The 14,387-nt window shown below is 72.2% G+C and carries 14 protein-coding genes; all 14 read right to left on the reverse strand.

Annotated features, from left to right (window positions below; all coding sequences use genetic code 11):
• Positions 1–32 precede the first annotated feature (32 nt).
• The gene (locus ABT238_RS27675; protein WP_502884363.1) at positions 33–2,450 is read right to left on the reverse strand and encodes a RelA/SpoT family protein; all 2,418 of its coding nucleotides are present in this window, start codon (positions 2,448–2,450) and stop codon (positions 33–35) included.
• A 236-nt stretch (positions 2,451–2,686) separates the two neighbouring features.
• Positions 2,687–3,238, reverse strand: coding sequence for an adenine phosphoribosyltransferase (locus ABT238_RS27680; RefSeq protein ID WP_350570310.1), 552 nt, complete (start codon positions 3,236–3,238; stop codon positions 2,687–2,689).
• Positions 3,239–3,263: 25 nt separating this feature from the next.
• The gene (gene secF / locus ABT238_RS27685; protein ID WP_350570311.1) at positions 3,264–4,367 is read right to left on the reverse strand and encodes a protein translocase subunit SecF; all 1,104 of its coding nucleotides are present in this window, start codon (positions 4,365–4,367) and stop codon (positions 3,264–3,266) included.
• Positions 4,368–4,371: 4 nt separating this feature from the next.
• A complete protein-coding gene (gene secD, locus ABT238_RS27690) occupies positions 4,372–6,198 on the reverse strand; it encodes a protein translocase subunit SecD (RefSeq protein WP_502891469.1) in 1,827 nt (608 codons plus the stop codon).
• A 144-nt stretch (positions 6,199–6,342) separates the two neighbouring features.
• Complete coding sequence (yajC, locus tag ABT238_RS27695) at positions 6,343–6,768, reverse strand: preprotein translocase subunit YajC (RefSeq protein ID WP_350795823.1); 426 nt, start codon at positions 6,766–6,768, stop codon at positions 6,343–6,345.
• Between the two features lie 272 nt (positions 6,769–7,040).
• On the reverse strand, positions 7,041–8,132 hold the full coding sequence (gene ruvB, locus ABT238_RS27700; protein WP_350570314.1) for a Holliday junction branch migration DNA helicase RuvB: 1,092 nt from the start codon (positions 8,130–8,132) through the stop codon (positions 7,041–7,043).
• A 52-nt stretch (positions 8,133–8,184) separates the two neighbouring features.
• Complete coding sequence (gene ruvA / locus ABT238_RS27705) at positions 8,185–8,796, reverse strand: Holliday junction branch migration protein RuvA (protein WP_350570315.1); 612 nt, start codon at positions 8,794–8,796, stop codon at positions 8,185–8,187.
• Complete coding sequence (ruvC, locus tag ABT238_RS27710; protein ID WP_350570316.1) at positions 8,793–9,344, reverse strand: crossover junction endodeoxyribonuclease RuvC; 552 nt, start codon at positions 9,342–9,344, stop codon at positions 8,793–8,795. The genes ruvA and ruvC overlap by 4 nt, the downstream gene beginning before the upstream one ends.
• Positions 9,345–9,464: 120 nt before the next feature.
• A complete protein-coding gene (locus ABT238_RS27715; protein ID WP_049651428.1) occupies positions 9,465–10,223 on the reverse strand; it encodes a YebC/PmpR family DNA-binding transcriptional regulator in 759 nt (252 codons plus the stop codon).
• 92 nt (positions 10,224–10,315) lie between these two features.
• A complete protein-coding gene (pdxT, locus tag ABT238_RS27720; protein WP_350570317.1) occupies positions 10,316–10,933 on the reverse strand; it encodes a pyridoxal 5'-phosphate synthase glutaminase subunit PdxT in 618 nt (205 codons plus the stop codon).
• Between the two features lie 89 nt (positions 10,934–11,022).
• Entirely contained in the window at positions 11,023–11,934 is a 912-nt protein-coding gene (gene pdxS, locus ABT238_RS27725) for a pyridoxal 5'-phosphate synthase lyase subunit PdxS (RefSeq protein WP_030286348.1), read from the reverse strand.
• Positions 11,935–12,098: 164 nt separating this feature from the next.
• Positions 12,099–12,644, reverse strand: a complete 546-nt coding sequence (locus ABT238_RS27730; RefSeq protein ID WP_350570318.1) for a hypothetical protein — start codon at positions 12,642–12,644, stop codon at positions 12,099–12,101.
• A gap of 29 nt (positions 12,645–12,673) precedes the next feature.
• Complete coding sequence (locus ABT238_RS27735; RefSeq protein WP_350570320.1) at positions 12,674–13,042, reverse strand: 5-carboxymethyl-2-hydroxymuconate Delta-isomerase; 369 nt, start codon at positions 13,040–13,042, stop codon at positions 12,674–12,676.
• 148 nt (positions 13,043–13,190) lie between these two features.
• The gene (locus ABT238_RS27740; protein WP_350570321.1) at positions 13,191–14,372 is read right to left on the reverse strand and encodes a glycosyltransferase family 4 protein; all 1,182 of its coding nucleotides are present in this window, start codon (positions 14,370–14,372) and stop codon (positions 13,191–13,193) included.
• Between the last annotated feature and the right edge of the window lie 15 nt (positions 14,373–14,387).

Genomic DNA, 14,387 nt, shown 5'->3' on the forward strand with positions numbered 1-14,387 from the left:
CGCGTCCGGCCGCGCGCGGCCGGGCGGCGCCGCTACTTGCGGGCCGAGGTGACGCGGTAGACGTCGTAGACGCCCTCGACGCCGCGGACCGCCTTGAGGACGTGGCCCAGGTGCTTGGGGTCGCCCATCTCGAAGGTGAAGCGGCTCATCGCCACCCGGTCGCGGGAGGTCTGCACCGCCGCCGACAGGATGTTGACGTGCTGGTCGGAGAGCACCCGGGTGACGTCCGAGAGCAGCCGGGAGCGGTCCAGCGCCTCGACCTGGATGGCGACCAGGAAGACCGAGGACTGGGTGGCCGCCCACTCGACCTCGATCATCCGCTCGGGCTGCTGGCTGAGCGCCTCGACGTTGACGCAGTCGGCGCGGTGCACCGAGACGCCGTTGCCGCGGGTGATGAAGCCGACGATGGCGTCGCCCGGCACCGGGGTGCAGCAGCGCGACAGCTTCACCCAGACGTCCTCGACGCCCTTGACGATCACGCCCGGGTCGCCCTTGGCCCGGCGGCGCACCGCGCGCCGGTTGTCGTGGGTCGGGGTGGCCGTCTCGGCGAGGTCCTCGGTGGCCCCCTCCTCGCCGCCCAGCGCCTGCACCAGCTTCTGGACGATGTTCTGCGCGGTGACGTGGCCCTCGCCGATCGCCGCGTAGAGCGAGGAGATGTCCGGGTAGCGCATCTCGTGGGCGAGGGTGACCAGCGAGTCGCCGGTGAGGATCCGCTGGATCGGCAGGCCCTGCTTGCGCATCGCGCGGGCGATGGCCTCCTTGCCCTGCTCGATCGCCTCCTCGCGGCGCTCCTTGGAGAACCAGGCGCGGATCTTGTTGCGGGCGCGCGGGGACTTGACGAAGCCCAGCCAGTCCCGGGACGGTCCGGCGTTCTCCGCCTTGGAGGTGAACACCTCGACGGTGTCGCCGTTCTCCAGGGTCGACTCCAGCGGCACCAGCCGCCCGTTCACCCGGGCCCCGATGGTGCGGTAGCCGACCTCGGTGTGCACCGCGAACGCGAAGTCCACCGGGGTGGCCCCGGCGGGGAGGGCTATGACATCGCCCTTGGGAGTGAAGACGAAGACCTCGTTGCTGGCCAGGTCGAAGCGCAGCGACTCCAGGAACTCGCTGGGGTCGGCGGTCTCCTTCTGCCAGTCCAGCAGCTGCCGCAGCCAGGCCATCTCGTTGACGGCGCCGGCCTTGTCGTCCTTGCGGGTCTGGGTCGGGGTGTCGGTGCGCACCTTGGAGGCACCGGCCACCGCGCGCTGCTTGTACTTCCAGTGCGCGGCGATGCCGTACTCGGCGCGGCGGTGCATGTCGAAGGTGCGGATCTGCAGCTCGACGGGCTTGCCCCCGGGACCGATCACCGTGGTGTGCAGCGACTGGTACATGTTGAACTTGGGCATCGCGATGTAGTCCTTGAACCGCCCCGGCACCGGGTTCCACCGCGCGTGGATGGTGCCCAGCGCCGCGTAGCAGTCGCGGACGGTGTCGACCAGGACCCGGATGCCCACCAGGTCGTAGATCTCGGCGAAGTCCCGGCCCCGGACGATCATCTTCTGGTAGACCGAGTAGTAGTGCTTCGGCCGGCCGGTGACGGAGGCGGTGATCCGGGCGCCGCGCAGGTCGCCCTGGACCTGGTCGATGACGGTCGCCAGGTACTCGTCCCGCTTGGGGGCGCGCTCGGCGACCAGCCGGACGATCTCGTCGTACATCTTGGGGTAGAGGATCGCGAAGGCGAGGTCCTCCAGTTCCCACTTGATGGTGTTCATGCCCAGCCGGTGCGCCAGCGGGGCGTAGATCTCCAGCGTCTCGCGGGCCTTCTTCTCCTGCTTCTCCCGCTTGAGGTAGCGCATGGTGCGCATGTTGTGCAGGCGGTCGGCCAGCTTGATCACCAGGACCCGGGGGTCCTTGGCCATCGCGACGACCATCTTGCGGACCGTCTCGGCCTGCGCGGCCTCGCCGAACTTGACCCGGTCCAGCTTGGTGACGCCGTCCACCAGCAGGGCCACCGAGTCCCCGAAGTCCCGGCGCAGGGTCTCCAGGCCGTAGTCGGTGTCCTCGACGGTGTCGTGCAGCAGGCCGGCCATCAGCGTCGGGGCGTCCATGCCCAGCTCGGCGAGGATGGTCGCGACCGCCAGCGGGTGGGTGATGTACGGGTCGCCGCTCTTGCGCTTCTGCCCGCGGTGCCACTTCTCGGCGACCGCGTACGCGCGCTCGATGTCGCGCAGCAGCGCCGGGTCGGCCTTGGGGTCGTTGGCCCGGATCGAGCGGAACAGCGGCTCCAGGACGGGGTTGAGCACACTGGAGCGCTGGCCGCCGAGGCGGGCGAGGCGCGCGCGCATGCCGCCGCCGGCCGAGGAGCCCCGGCCGGCCTGGGCGGACGGGCGGGACGGGGTCGGCGCCGGACGTGCCGGGGTGGCCCCCGAGGGCGTGGGCCGGTTCTCGGGGGTGGCCGCAGCCGTGGGCACAACCTCGTCGGGCAAGGACACTCCTCAGGGCGCTCGGCCTGCCCCTCGCGGGCGCCGCGCGGCTCGGGCCGCGGCCCGCGCAACCGGGAGGGGATGAATCTTCATGGTACCGAGCCTTGCGCCGGGACGTTCGGTCGGCCGGGCCCGCACACGCGGCGGACACACGCCTGTCACAACGGCGGGCGGCGGCCGGATCATTCCGACCGCCGCCCGCCGTGGTGGACCGTTGCGAGGACTCAGACCGTGACCAGCGTCTCCAGCGGAGCGCCGCCCAGGTGCGGGGCCAGCCGCTCGCGGCCGTCGAGGAAGCCCAGCTCCATCAGCACGACCACGCCGACCAGTTCCGCCCCGGCCTCCTTGACCAGGTCCAGCGAGGCGCCGATGGTGCCGCCGGTGGCCAGCACGTCGTCCACCACCAGCACCCGCTCACCGGGCGCGAAGGCGTCGCACTGCACCTCCAGCGTCGCCGAGCCGTACTCCAGCTCGTACGAGCGGCGGAACACCTCGCCGGGCAGCTTGCCCTGCTTGCGGATCGGCACGAAGCCGAGCCCGGCCGCGAAGGCCGCCGGGGCGGCGAGCACGAAGCCGCGCGCCTCCAGGCCGACCACCTTGGTGGCCCCGAGCTCCGCGGCCCGGTCCGCGAGCGCCCGGGTGAGCGCGGCGAAGGCCTCGGCGTCGGCGAGCAGCGGCGCGATGTCCTTGAACAGCACGCCCGGCTTCGGGTAGTCCTGGACGTCCCGGATCCGGCTGGTGAGCAGCTCGGCCAGGGCGGTGTCGGCGGTGGTCACGAAGGGTCCTTAGGGTCGGCGGGGGTCAGCGCTTGGTGGACGGACGGCCCTTGGCACGCGTGGTGCCGGTGGCCCGGCCGCCGCGCTGACCGACCATACCCGCCGGCAGGTCCTCGTCGGCGATCTCCTCGCTGTCGCCGGCCTCCTTGGCCGCGGCGGCCTTGGCGTCGGCGGCACGGCGCTGGGCGACCCGCTTGGCCAGGGCCTTCATCTCCGGCGCCTCCTCCTTCAGCTGCGCGAGCAGCGGGGTGGCGACGCAGATCGAGGAGTAGGCACCGGCGGCGAGACCGATGAACAGCGCCAGCGAGATGTCGTTCAGGGTGCCGGCACCGAGCAGACCGCCACCGATGAACAGCAGCGCCGCCACCGGGAGCAGGGCGACCACGGTGGTGTTGAGCGAGCGGACCAGGGTCTGGTTGAGGCCCGCGTTGGCCGCCTCGCTGTAGGTGAGCTTGTTCTGCTTGGTGAGGTCCTTGGTGTTCTCCTTCACGGTGTCGAAGACGACGACCGTGTCGTAGAGGGAGTAACCGAGGATGGTCAGGAAGCCGATCACGGTGCCCGGGGTGACCTCGAAGCCCACCAGGGCGTAGACGCCGATGGTGATCAGGAGGTCGTGGATGAGGGCGACCAGGGCGGCCACCGCCATCCGCCACTCGAAGGCGATCGCCAGGTAGATCGTCACCAGGATCATGAAGATGATCAGGCCGGTGAGCGCCTTGTTGGAGATCTGCTCACCCCAGCTGGGACCGATCACCTGGGTGTCGATCTCGGCGACCGGGACGCCGATCTCCTGCGACAGCTTGCCGGTGAACTCCGAGGAGGTGGTCTTGTCCTCCGAGGACACCTGGATGCGGATCTTGCCGTTGTCGGTCGACTGCACCAGCGGGTGCGAGGAGACGATCTTGTCGACCGCGTCCTGGGTCTGCGACACCGACAGGCCCGGCTTGGACACGGTGTAGACCGAGCCGCCCTTGAACTCGATGCCCAGGTGCAGGCCCATCGCCAGGCCGATCGCGGCGACCAGGACGATCACCCCGGAGATGCTGTACCAGAGCTTGCGCCGGCCGACGAAGTCGAAGCTGACCTCGCCCTGGTAGAGCTTGTGGCCCAGATTGGAGAAGCGCGACACGGTGTCAGGCCCCCTTCACGGCGGCGGAGGACGAGGGGGTGCGACGACGGGTGCTGCGCAGCGGCGGGCGGGCGCCCAGCCGCTTCGGGTCCAGACCGGACCACGGGTGGCCGTCGGAGAAGAACTTCCGGCGGGCCAGCAGCGTGATCAGCGGCTTGGTGAACAGGAAGATGACGACGACGTCGAGCGCCGTGGTCAGGCCCAGGGTGAAGGCGAAGCCCTGCACCTTGCCGACCGAGACCAGGTAGAGCACCGCGGCACAGAGGAAGGACACGAAGTCCGACACCAGGATGGTGCGCCGGGCGCGCGGCCAGGCCCGCTGGACCGCCGGGCGCAGCGGGGCGCCCTCGCGGACCTCGTCGCGGATGCGCTCGAAGTAGACGATGAAGGAGTCGGCGGTGATACCGATCGCGACGATGGCGCCGCAGACCGCCGGCAGGTTCAGCGCGAAGCCGATCCCGGAGCCGAGCAGGCTCATGATCGAGTAGGTCAGCGCGGCCGAGACGATCAGACCGGCGATCGAGACCAGGCCCAGGCCCCGGTAGTAGACCAGGGAGTAGAGGACCACCAGGATCATGCCGATCAGACCGGCGACCAGGCCGGCCTTCAGCTGGTCGCCGCCGAGCTGCGGGGAGACGGTGGTGACGTCGCTGGTGGTGAACTCCAGCGGCAGGGCGCCGAAGCTCAGCACGTTCGCGAGGTTCTGCGCCTCGCTCTGCGTGAAGTTGCCGGAGATCACGGCCGAGCCGCCGGGGATGGCGCTGCGCACGTACGGGTGGGAGACGACCTGGCCGTCCAGCACGATGGCGAACTGGTTGGTCGGGTCGGGCTGGGTGGCCAGCTGGCCGGTGACGGCGGTGAAGGCGTCGGTGCCGGTGCCGTCGAACTGCAGCTGGACCTGCCAGCCGCCGCCCTGCTGGGTGTCGATGGTGGCCTGCGCCTTGTCGACGTTCGCGCCGAACACCGCGACCGGGCCGAGGGCGAGCTTGTAGTAGACGCCGTTCTCGTCCTTCTGGGTGCAGGCGACGGTCGGCGAGCCCTCGGCGGTCTGGTAGTTCTTGCGCTGGTCCGGCTTGGTGCAGTCCATCGCGGCGAACTGGGCGGCCAGCTCCGGCGGGACGGTGCCGGAGGTCATCGCCGCGGAGAGGTCCTGCTGCGCGGCGGCCGGGTCGGTCGCGGCGGCGCTCGGGGCGCCGGAGGCGGCGGCCGAGGGGGTGCCGGAGGCGGTGGCGCCGGTGGTGGCGGCGGGCGTCGTCGGGTTGTCGGCCGCGAGGGCCTCACCGGCCGGGCGGCCCTGCTTGGTGGCGCTCGCGCTCGGCGACCCGGTCGCGGCGGCGCTCGGGGTGCCGGTGCCGGTCGCGCTCGGGGTGGCGGCGGCGCTCGGGGTGCCGCTCGCGCCCGCCGACGGGGTCTCGGTCGGGGCCGGAGCCTGGATGCCGCTCGGGGCGAGGGCGAGGACCGGGCGGAAGTAGAGCTTCGCGGTGGTGCCGACCTGGTCGGCCGCGCTCTGCTTGTCACCGCCCTTGGGGATGTTCACGATGATGTTGCGGTCGCCCTGGGTCTGGACCTCGGCCTCGGAGACGCCCATACCGTTGACGCGCTGCTCGATGATCCCGGTGGCGATGTCCATGTTGGACTTGTTGATCGCCTTGGGGTCGGTCGACTTCGCGCTCAGCGTGATGCTGGTACCGCCGGCGAGGTCGATACCGAGGCGGGGCTTGGTGTTGCCCGTCCCGAACATGAGGGCGACCAGTCCGACGGTGACGACCAGGATGAGGGCCAGCGCCCGCCCTGGGTAACCGTCGCGCGGGCGCGACTTGGGTGTTGCCACCTTGCTCGTTTCTCCCTGTCCATGCCACTTCCCCCCACCGACCCCCGCCCGGCACGCGGCCGGGCGGGGAGTGGCGGAACTGCGGCCCTGAGTCCTGTGGGCTCGCGGCACAACGCCGCGCGGCCGGGCGGGTGCCCGACCGTACTACTTGCTCGCGGGAGCCCCGCCCTCGGCCTCGGCCTTCGCGTCACCCTTGTCGGCGTCGTCCTTGCTGAACGACAGCGGCTTGGCGTCGGCCGACCCGGCCTCGACCTCGGTGTCCTCGTCCGACGCGTCGAGCGGCTCGTCCTCGGCCGGACGGCCGTTGATGATCGCGTCGTACTCCGTGGGCTCCAGGACCGCCGCGATCGCGCTCTTGGTGAAGTGGGTGACCACGCCCGGCGCGATCTCCAGCTCGACGGTCTCGTCGTTGACCGCCTTGACCTGCGCGTACAGGCCGCCGATGGTCCGCACGCCCGCCCCCGGCTCCAGCGCGGTCTGCATCTGCTGCATCTGCGCCTGGCGCTTCTTCTGCGCCCGGAACATGAGCACGATAGCGAGGATCGGGAGGAGAAGGATGATGAGGTTCACTGCAGCCAGGGTCCTTTACGGGCCGCCGGCCGGCGGCCTGTGTGGTAATGGTCGTCCCGTCGGGTGAGAGGGGCGGTCCGGCGGAGTCTAGGCGACCCCGAAGTGATCGGACAACGCCAAGCATCGCATCCTGCCGCCGAAAGTGGCGAGCCTCCGCCTGCACAGTTTCCCGGGACTTCTCCCCCGGCTTCTCCCGGCGCCCCGGCGGCGGGGGCGCATGGTCCGCACACGCTCCGCCGTCACCCGTTCGGCCCTCCGTCGCGACGCGCCGGTCAGCCCTGGTCGGCGGCGCGCTCCCCGTCCGGGGCGAACAGTTCCGGCTGAGCCGCCACGCCGCGGCCGGGCTGGGCCGGCGGGGTGAGTCCCAGGTGCCGCCAGGCCGCCGCGGTGGCGATCCGCCCGCGCGGGGTCCGGGCCAGCAGGCCCTCGCGGACCAGGAACGGCTCGGCGACCTCCTCGACCGTCTCGGCCTCCTCACCCACCGCGACCGCCAGGGTCGACAGCCCGACCGGGCCGCCGCCGAACAGCCGCAGCAGCGCGTCCAGCACCGCCCGGTCCAGCCGGTCGAGACCGCGGGCGTCCACCTCGTAGACGTCCAGCGCCCGGCCCGCGATCTCGGGGGTGATCACGCCGTCGTGCCGCACCTGCGCGTAGTCGCGGACCCGGCGCAGCAGCCGGTTGGCGATCCGCGGCGTGCCCCGGGAGCGGCCGGCGATCTCGGCGGCGCCGGCCGGGTCGATCTCCACGTCCAGCAACGCGGCCGAGCGGTGCACCACCCGCTGCAACTCGGCGGGCGCGTAGAACTCCATGTGCCCGGTGAAGCCGAAGCGGTCGCGCAGCGGCGGCGGCAGCAGGCCGGCCCGGGTGGTCGCGCCGACCAGGGTGAACGGCGGCAGCTCCAGCGGGATGGCGGTCGCGCCGGGGCCCTTGCCGACGATCACGTCGACCCGGAAGTCCTCCATCGCCATGTAGAGCATCTCCTCGGCGGGCCGGGACATCCGGTGGATCTCGTCGAGGAAGAGCACCTCGCCCTCGCCGAGCGAGGAGAGGATCGCCGCGAGGTCGCCCGCGTGCTGGATCGCCGGCCCGGAGGTGATCCGGATCGGGGCGCCCAGCTCGGCCGCGATGATCATCGACAGGGTGGTCTTGCCGAGCCCGGGCGGGCCGCTGAGCAGCACGTGATCGGGGGCGGCGCCGCGCCGGCGGGCCGCCTGGAGCACCAGCGACAGCTGCTCGCGCACCCGCTCCTGGCCGATGAACTCGTCCAGCAGCCGGGGGCGCAGCGCCGCCTCGACGGCCTGGTCCTCGCCGTCCGCGGCGGCGGTCACCAGCCGGTCGGCGGGCTCGGAGTCGTACGGGCTCATCGGAGGGGGCTCCCACATCGGTGTCGACAAAAGGACAGGTCGTCAGATGGCTTCAGCGAGATCGGTTGAGGCCGCGCAGCGCCAGGCGCAGCAGCGCGCCCACGTCCGGCACCGGCTGCTCCTCGGCCTGCGGGGTGACGGCGGCGACCGCCTCGTCCGCCTCGCGGGGCGCGTAGCCGAGGCCGACCAGCGCGGAGTGCAGCTGCTCGCTCCACGGCGCGGGGCCGGTGGCGACCGGCTTCTGCGCCGGGACCGCGCCGCTCGGCGCGCCCAGCTTGTCCTTGTACTCCAGCAGCAGCTTGGCGGCCTTGGCCTTGCCGATGCCGGGCACCGCCACCAGCGCCTTCTCGTCCCCGCTCGCCACCGCGAGGCGCAGCGCGTCGGGGCTGTGCACGCCGAGGATCGCCTGCGCCAGCTTCGGGCCGACGCCCGGCGCGGCCTGCAGGATCTCGAAGACGCCGCGCTCGTCGTCGTCCGCGAAGCCGAACAGCGTCAGCGAGTCCTCCCGGACCACCAGCGAGGTCGCCAGCCGGGCCGGCTCGCCGAGCCGCAGACCGGCCAGCGTGTTCGGGGTGCACTGCACGGCCATGCCGACCCCGCCGACCTCGACCACCGCGATGCCGCCGGACAGCGCCGCCACGGGTCCTTGCACGAAGGCGATCATCGGATGGTTCCTTTCGGGCCGTGCGGGGAGGGGGTGGTGCGGGCCGCCTTGATCGCGGCCTCCAGGCGGTTGGTGGCGCCGCCGCGCCAGATGTGGCAGATGGCCAGCGCCAGCGCGTCGGCGGCGTCGGCCGGCTTCGGTGGCGCGTCCAGCCGCAGCAGCCGCTGCACCATGGCCGTGACCTGCGCCTTGTCGGCCCGGCCGGAGCCGGTGACGGCGGCCTTGACCTCGCTCGGGGTGTGCAGGGTGACCGGTATGCCGCGCCGGGTCGCGCAGAGCATCGCCACCGCGCTGGCCTGCGCCGTGCCCATCACGGTGCGGACGTTGTGCTGGGCGAAGACCCGCTCGACGGCCACCAGGTCGGGGCGGTGCTCGTCCAGCCAGGCCTCCAGACCCTGCTCGACCAGCAGCAGCCGCTGCCCGATCTCGGCCTCGGCGGGGGTGCGCACCACGCCGACCCCGGCCATCCGCAACGGCCGGCCCGGCGCGCCCTCGACCACGCCGACCCCGCACCTGGTCAGCCCCGGGTCGACACCCAGCACCCGCACCAAAGCTCCCCCTCGGTCACGATCTCCTCCGACCAGCGAAGGCTACCCTCCGCCACCGACAGCGCCCCCAACGACACCGGCCCGGCGGTCCTGGGGACCGCCGGGCCGGGAGGGGCACGATCACTCGGCGTCGAGCTGCGCACCGACCTCGTCGCTGATGTCGAAGTTGGCGAAGACGTTCTGCACGTCGTCGCTGTCCTCCAGGGCGTCGATCAGCTTCAGGATCTTGCGGGCGCCGTCGACGTCCAGCTCGACCTGCATGCTCGGCAGGAAGTTGGCCTCGGCCGAGTCGTAGTCGACGCCCGCGTCCACCAGCGCGGTGCGCACGGCGACCATCTTGGAGGCCTCGGAGACGATCTCGAAGGAGTCGCCGAGGTCGTTGATCTCCTCGGGCTCCTGGTCCAGGACGACCTCGAAGAGCTTGTCCTCGTCCACGCCGTCCGCCTTGGGGACGATGACGACGCCCTTGCGGGTGAACAGGTAGGAGACCGAGCCCGGGTCGGCCATCGAGCCGCCGTTGCGGGTCATCGCCACGCGCACGTCGGAGGCGGCGCGGTTGCGGTTGTCGGTGAGGCACTCGATAAGCACCGCGACACCGTTCGGGCCGTAGCCCTCGTACATGATCGTCTGGTAGTCGGCCCCGCCGGCCTCCAGACCGCCACCGCGCTTGACGGCGCGGTTGATGTTGTCGATCGGGACCGAGCTCTTCTTCGCCTTCTGGATGGCGTCGTAGAGCGTCGGGTTGCCGGCCGGGTCGGGGCCGCCGGTGCGCGCCGCCACCTCGATGTTCTTGATCATCTTGGCGAAGAGCTTGCCGCGCTTGGCGTCGATCACGGCCTTCTTGTGCTTGGTGGTAGCCCACTTAGAGTGGCCGGACATCGCCAGCTCCTTTACGTCGCCAAAGGGAAATGAACAGATGAGATCTTACCGGTGCGGCCGGCGCCCGCCCGCACACGGTCACGCACACGCGGTCACGCGGCGGCGAGGTGCTCCTCGGCCATCCGCACGAAGTAGGCGTGCACCCGGTGGTCGCCGGTGAGCTCCGGGTGGAACGAGGTCGCCAGCAGGTTGCCCTGGCGCACGGCCACGATCCGGCTGTCCGGGCCGTCCGCGGCCGGGAGCTCGGCCAGCACCTCGACGCCCGCGCCGACCGCCTCCACCCACGGGGCGCGGATGAACACGCCGTGCACCGGGGCGTCGTCCAGGCCCCGGAAGGCGACGCCGGACTCGAAGGACTCGTTCTGGCGGCCGAAGGCGTTGCGGCGCACCGTCATGTCGATGCCGCCCACCGTCTCCTGGTCCTCGCGCCCGTCCAGGATCTTGTCCGCCAGCATGATCATGCCGGCGCAGGTCCCGTACACCGGCATGCCGGCGGCGACCCGCTCGCGCAGCGGGTCCATCACGCCGAACAGCAGCGCCAGCTTGGACATCGTGGTGGACTCCCCGCCGGGGATCACCAGCGCGTCGACCTCGGCCAGCTCCTCCGCGCGGCGGACCGGGCGGGCGAGCGCGTCGGCCTCGGCCAGCGCGATCAGGTGCTCGCGAACATCACCCTGCAGGGCGAGGACGCCGATGACTGGAGTGGACACTTCTCGTACCTCTCGACTCTCGAACTCGACGACGCGCGGCGGCCCGCCGCGCCGGTGTTCTCACCGCGCGGCGGGCCGTCCGGAGCGCATTACCAGCCGCGGTTGGCGTACCGCTCGGTCTCCGGCAGGGTGTCGCAGTTGATGCCGACCATGGCCTCGCCCAGGTTGCGGGAGGCGTCGGCGATGATCTTCGGGTCGTCGAAGAAGGTGGTGGCCTTGACGATCGCGGCGGCACGCTTGGCCGGGTCGCCCGACTTGAAGATGCCCGAGCCGACGAAGACGCCCTCGGCACCCAGCTGGCGCATCAGCGCGGCGTCGGCCGGGGTGGCCACACCACCGGCGGAGAACAGCACGACCGGCAGCTTGCCGAGCTCGGCGACCTCCTTGACCAGCTCGTACGGGGCGCGCAGCTCCTTGGCGGCGGCGTACAGCTCGTTGTGGTCCAGGGCGCGCAGGTGGCCGATCTCGTTCTTGATCTGGCGCAGGTGGCGGACCGCCTCGACGACGTTGCCGGTGCCGGCCTCGCCCTTGGAGCGGATCATGGCCGCGCCCTCGGCGATGCGGCGCAGCGCCTCGCCCAGGTTGGTGGCACCGCAGACGAAGGGGGTGGTGAAGGCCCACTTGTCGGAGTGGTTGACCTCGTCGGCCGGGGTCAGCACCTCGGACTCGTCGATGTAGTCGACGCCCAGCGACTGCAGCACCTGGGCCTCGACGAAGTGGCCGATCCGGGACTTCGCCATGACGGGGATGGAGACCGCCTCGATGATCTCCTCGATCATGTTCGGGTCCGACATGCGCGCCACGCCGCCGTCCTTGCGGATGTCGGCGGGCACCCGCTCCAGGGCCATGACGGCCACAGCGCCGGCGTCCTCGGCGATCTTCGCCTGCTCGGCGTTGACCACGTCCATGATCACACCGCCCTTGAGCTGCTCGGCCATGCCGCGCTTCACCCGGGCGGTGCCGATCTGCGGCTGGTCTGCGGTGGTGGGGGTGGTGGACACGTGAGACCTCACTCGAAGATGAACCAGTGCTATCGCCCTATGGTAGGCGGAAGAAGGCGCCCCTCCATGCGCCACCAAGTCCAGCCCACCCGGCGGGATACGACAAAGAGGCCGTATCCGGACCCGCCCCTCCCGACCGGTGGTACCCGCACCACCGGTGGCTTCTAGGCGGGTGCGCCCTCCGGGGTGAGCGCCACCGGCGGCGCGTCGTCCATCTCGAAAGCCATCGGGAACGGCGCCTTGCCCGCCAGCCGGAAATACCGCACCAGACGGTGCTCACGCACCGCCCGCGCCGCGCGCACCGCGTCGTTGTGGAAGCGCCGCGCCATCGGCACCCGCCGCACCGCCGCCGTCAGGTCCCGCACCGTGTCCTCGCCGCCCGGCTCCGCCACCAGCGCCGCCACCTGCTCCGGCTCCGCGAACACCGCCCGCAGCGCCAGGCTCAGCTGGCTCTCCGCCACCTCGCGCTGCTCGTCCTCCGCCTGCCGCGCCGCGTGCGCCGCGTCCAGCAGCAGCAGCGAGGCCGCCGGGTCCAGCAGCGAGGACGTCGCCAGCTCCATCGCCACCGACGCCCGGCGGACCAGCTGCGCGTCCAGCGCCGCGCGGGCGGCGTCGATCCGGGCGTGCAGCCGGTCCAGCCTTCCGGCCGTCCAGCTCAGGTACATACCGAACAGCACCACGGCCACGCCGGCCCAGATCCAGGTAGTCACGGGGCGCTACGCTACCGGGTGCCACCGGTTCATCCCTCGATCGCCGTGTTGCGGTAGGCGCCGCGGTCGATGTCGCGCACGTCGGCCGCCAGGTGCAGCCGCTCCCCCGGGGCCGGCTTCACCCGCTCCGCCAGCAGCGCCAGCACCCCCTCGGTGAGCGCCGCCTTCGCCTCCGGGGTGCGCCCCGGGAAGATCTGGAACTGCACGAACACCTGCGCCTCGGGGCGCTCGCTCTGGCCGACCACGGTCTCCGGGTCGGTCGGCCGGAAGATCGTCTTGCAGCCCTCGGGCTTGGCGTCGATGGTCTCCACCGCCAGCCGGTTGATCGCCAGGCCCAGCTCGCGGCGGTCGAAGGAGCCGGCCAGGCTCGGGGAGTAGTCGACGGAGATCTGCGGCACCGGGGCCTCCAGGGGCTCGGGAACGTGCGGACGGGTCAGCCGTCCGACCTTAACCGCGCCCGGGCCCGGTGCAGTAGCGGACGATGTCGGACCCGGGCGCTTCGGCCCCGGGCGTCGCGGTTCCCCAGGGCTCCGGTTCCCCGGCGCCTCAGTCCCGGGCCAGCCCGAACCGGCCGCGCCGCCCGCTGCGCTCGTCCTCCACCACCGCGGCCTCCCCCGCCGTCACCGTCTCGTACACGGCCAGGATGTCCGCGCCCACCGTCGACCAGTCGAACCGCCGCACGTGCCGGGACGCCGCCTTGCGCAGCTCCTCCAGCCGCACCGGGTCGCCCAGCAGCCGCAGCGCCGTCCGCGCCAGCGCGTCCGCGTCCTCCACCGGGAACAGCTCGCCCGCGTCCCCGCCGTCCAGCACCTGCTTGAACGCGTCCAGGTCGCTCGCCAGCACCGGCGCCCCCGCCGACATCGCCTCGACCAGGATGATCCCGAAGCTCTCGCCGCCGGTGTTCGGCGCCACGTACAGGTCCACGCTGCGCAGCAGCCGCGCCTTGTCCCGGTCGCTCACCATGCCCAGGAACTCCACCTGCGCCCGGACCTCCGGCGCCAGGCCGGCGACCGCCTCCTCCTCGTCGCCCTTGCCCGCCACCAGCAGCCGCACCCCCGGCCGCTGTTCGAGGATCCGCGGCAGCGCCGCCAGCAGCGTCGGCAGCCCCTTGCGCGGCTCGTTGATCCGGCCGATGAAGCCGATCGTCCCCGGCCGCCCCTCGGCGGCCCCGCCGACCCAGCGCTCGTCCGGCTCCGCCCCCGCGAAGAACCCCACGTCCACGCCGTTGGGGATCACCACCGCGTCCCCGCCCAGGTGCTCCACCAGGGTGCGCCGCGCGTACTCGCTCACCGCGATCCGCGCCCGCATCTTCTCCAGCCCCGGCTGGAGGATCGGCGAGGCCGCGATCATCGCCCGCGAGCGCGGGTTCGAGGTGTGGAAGGTGCCCACCATCGGCCCCGACGCCGACCACGCGGCCAGCATCGACAGGCTCGGCGAGGCCGGCTCGTGCACGTGCAGGATGTCGAACCGCCCCTCGTGCAGCCACCGCCGCACCCGGGCCGCCGACAGGATCCCGAAGCTCAGCCGCGCCACCGAGCCGTTGTACGGCACCGCCACCGCCCGGCCCGCCGACACCACGTACGGCGGCAGCGCCTCGTCGTCCTCGGCCGGCGCCAGCACCGACACCTCGTGGCCCAGGCCGATCAGATGCTCGGCGAGGTCCCGGATGTGGAACTGCACGCCGCCGGGGACGTCCCAGTCGTACGGGCAGACGATGCCGATCTTCACGGGTCTCCTCGAAAA

Origin of the sequence: Kitasatospora sp. NPDC001527 (assembly GCF_040298605.1) — a bacterium.
Lineage (GTDB): Bacteria > Actinomycetota > Actinomycetes > Streptomycetales > Streptomycetaceae > Kitasatospora.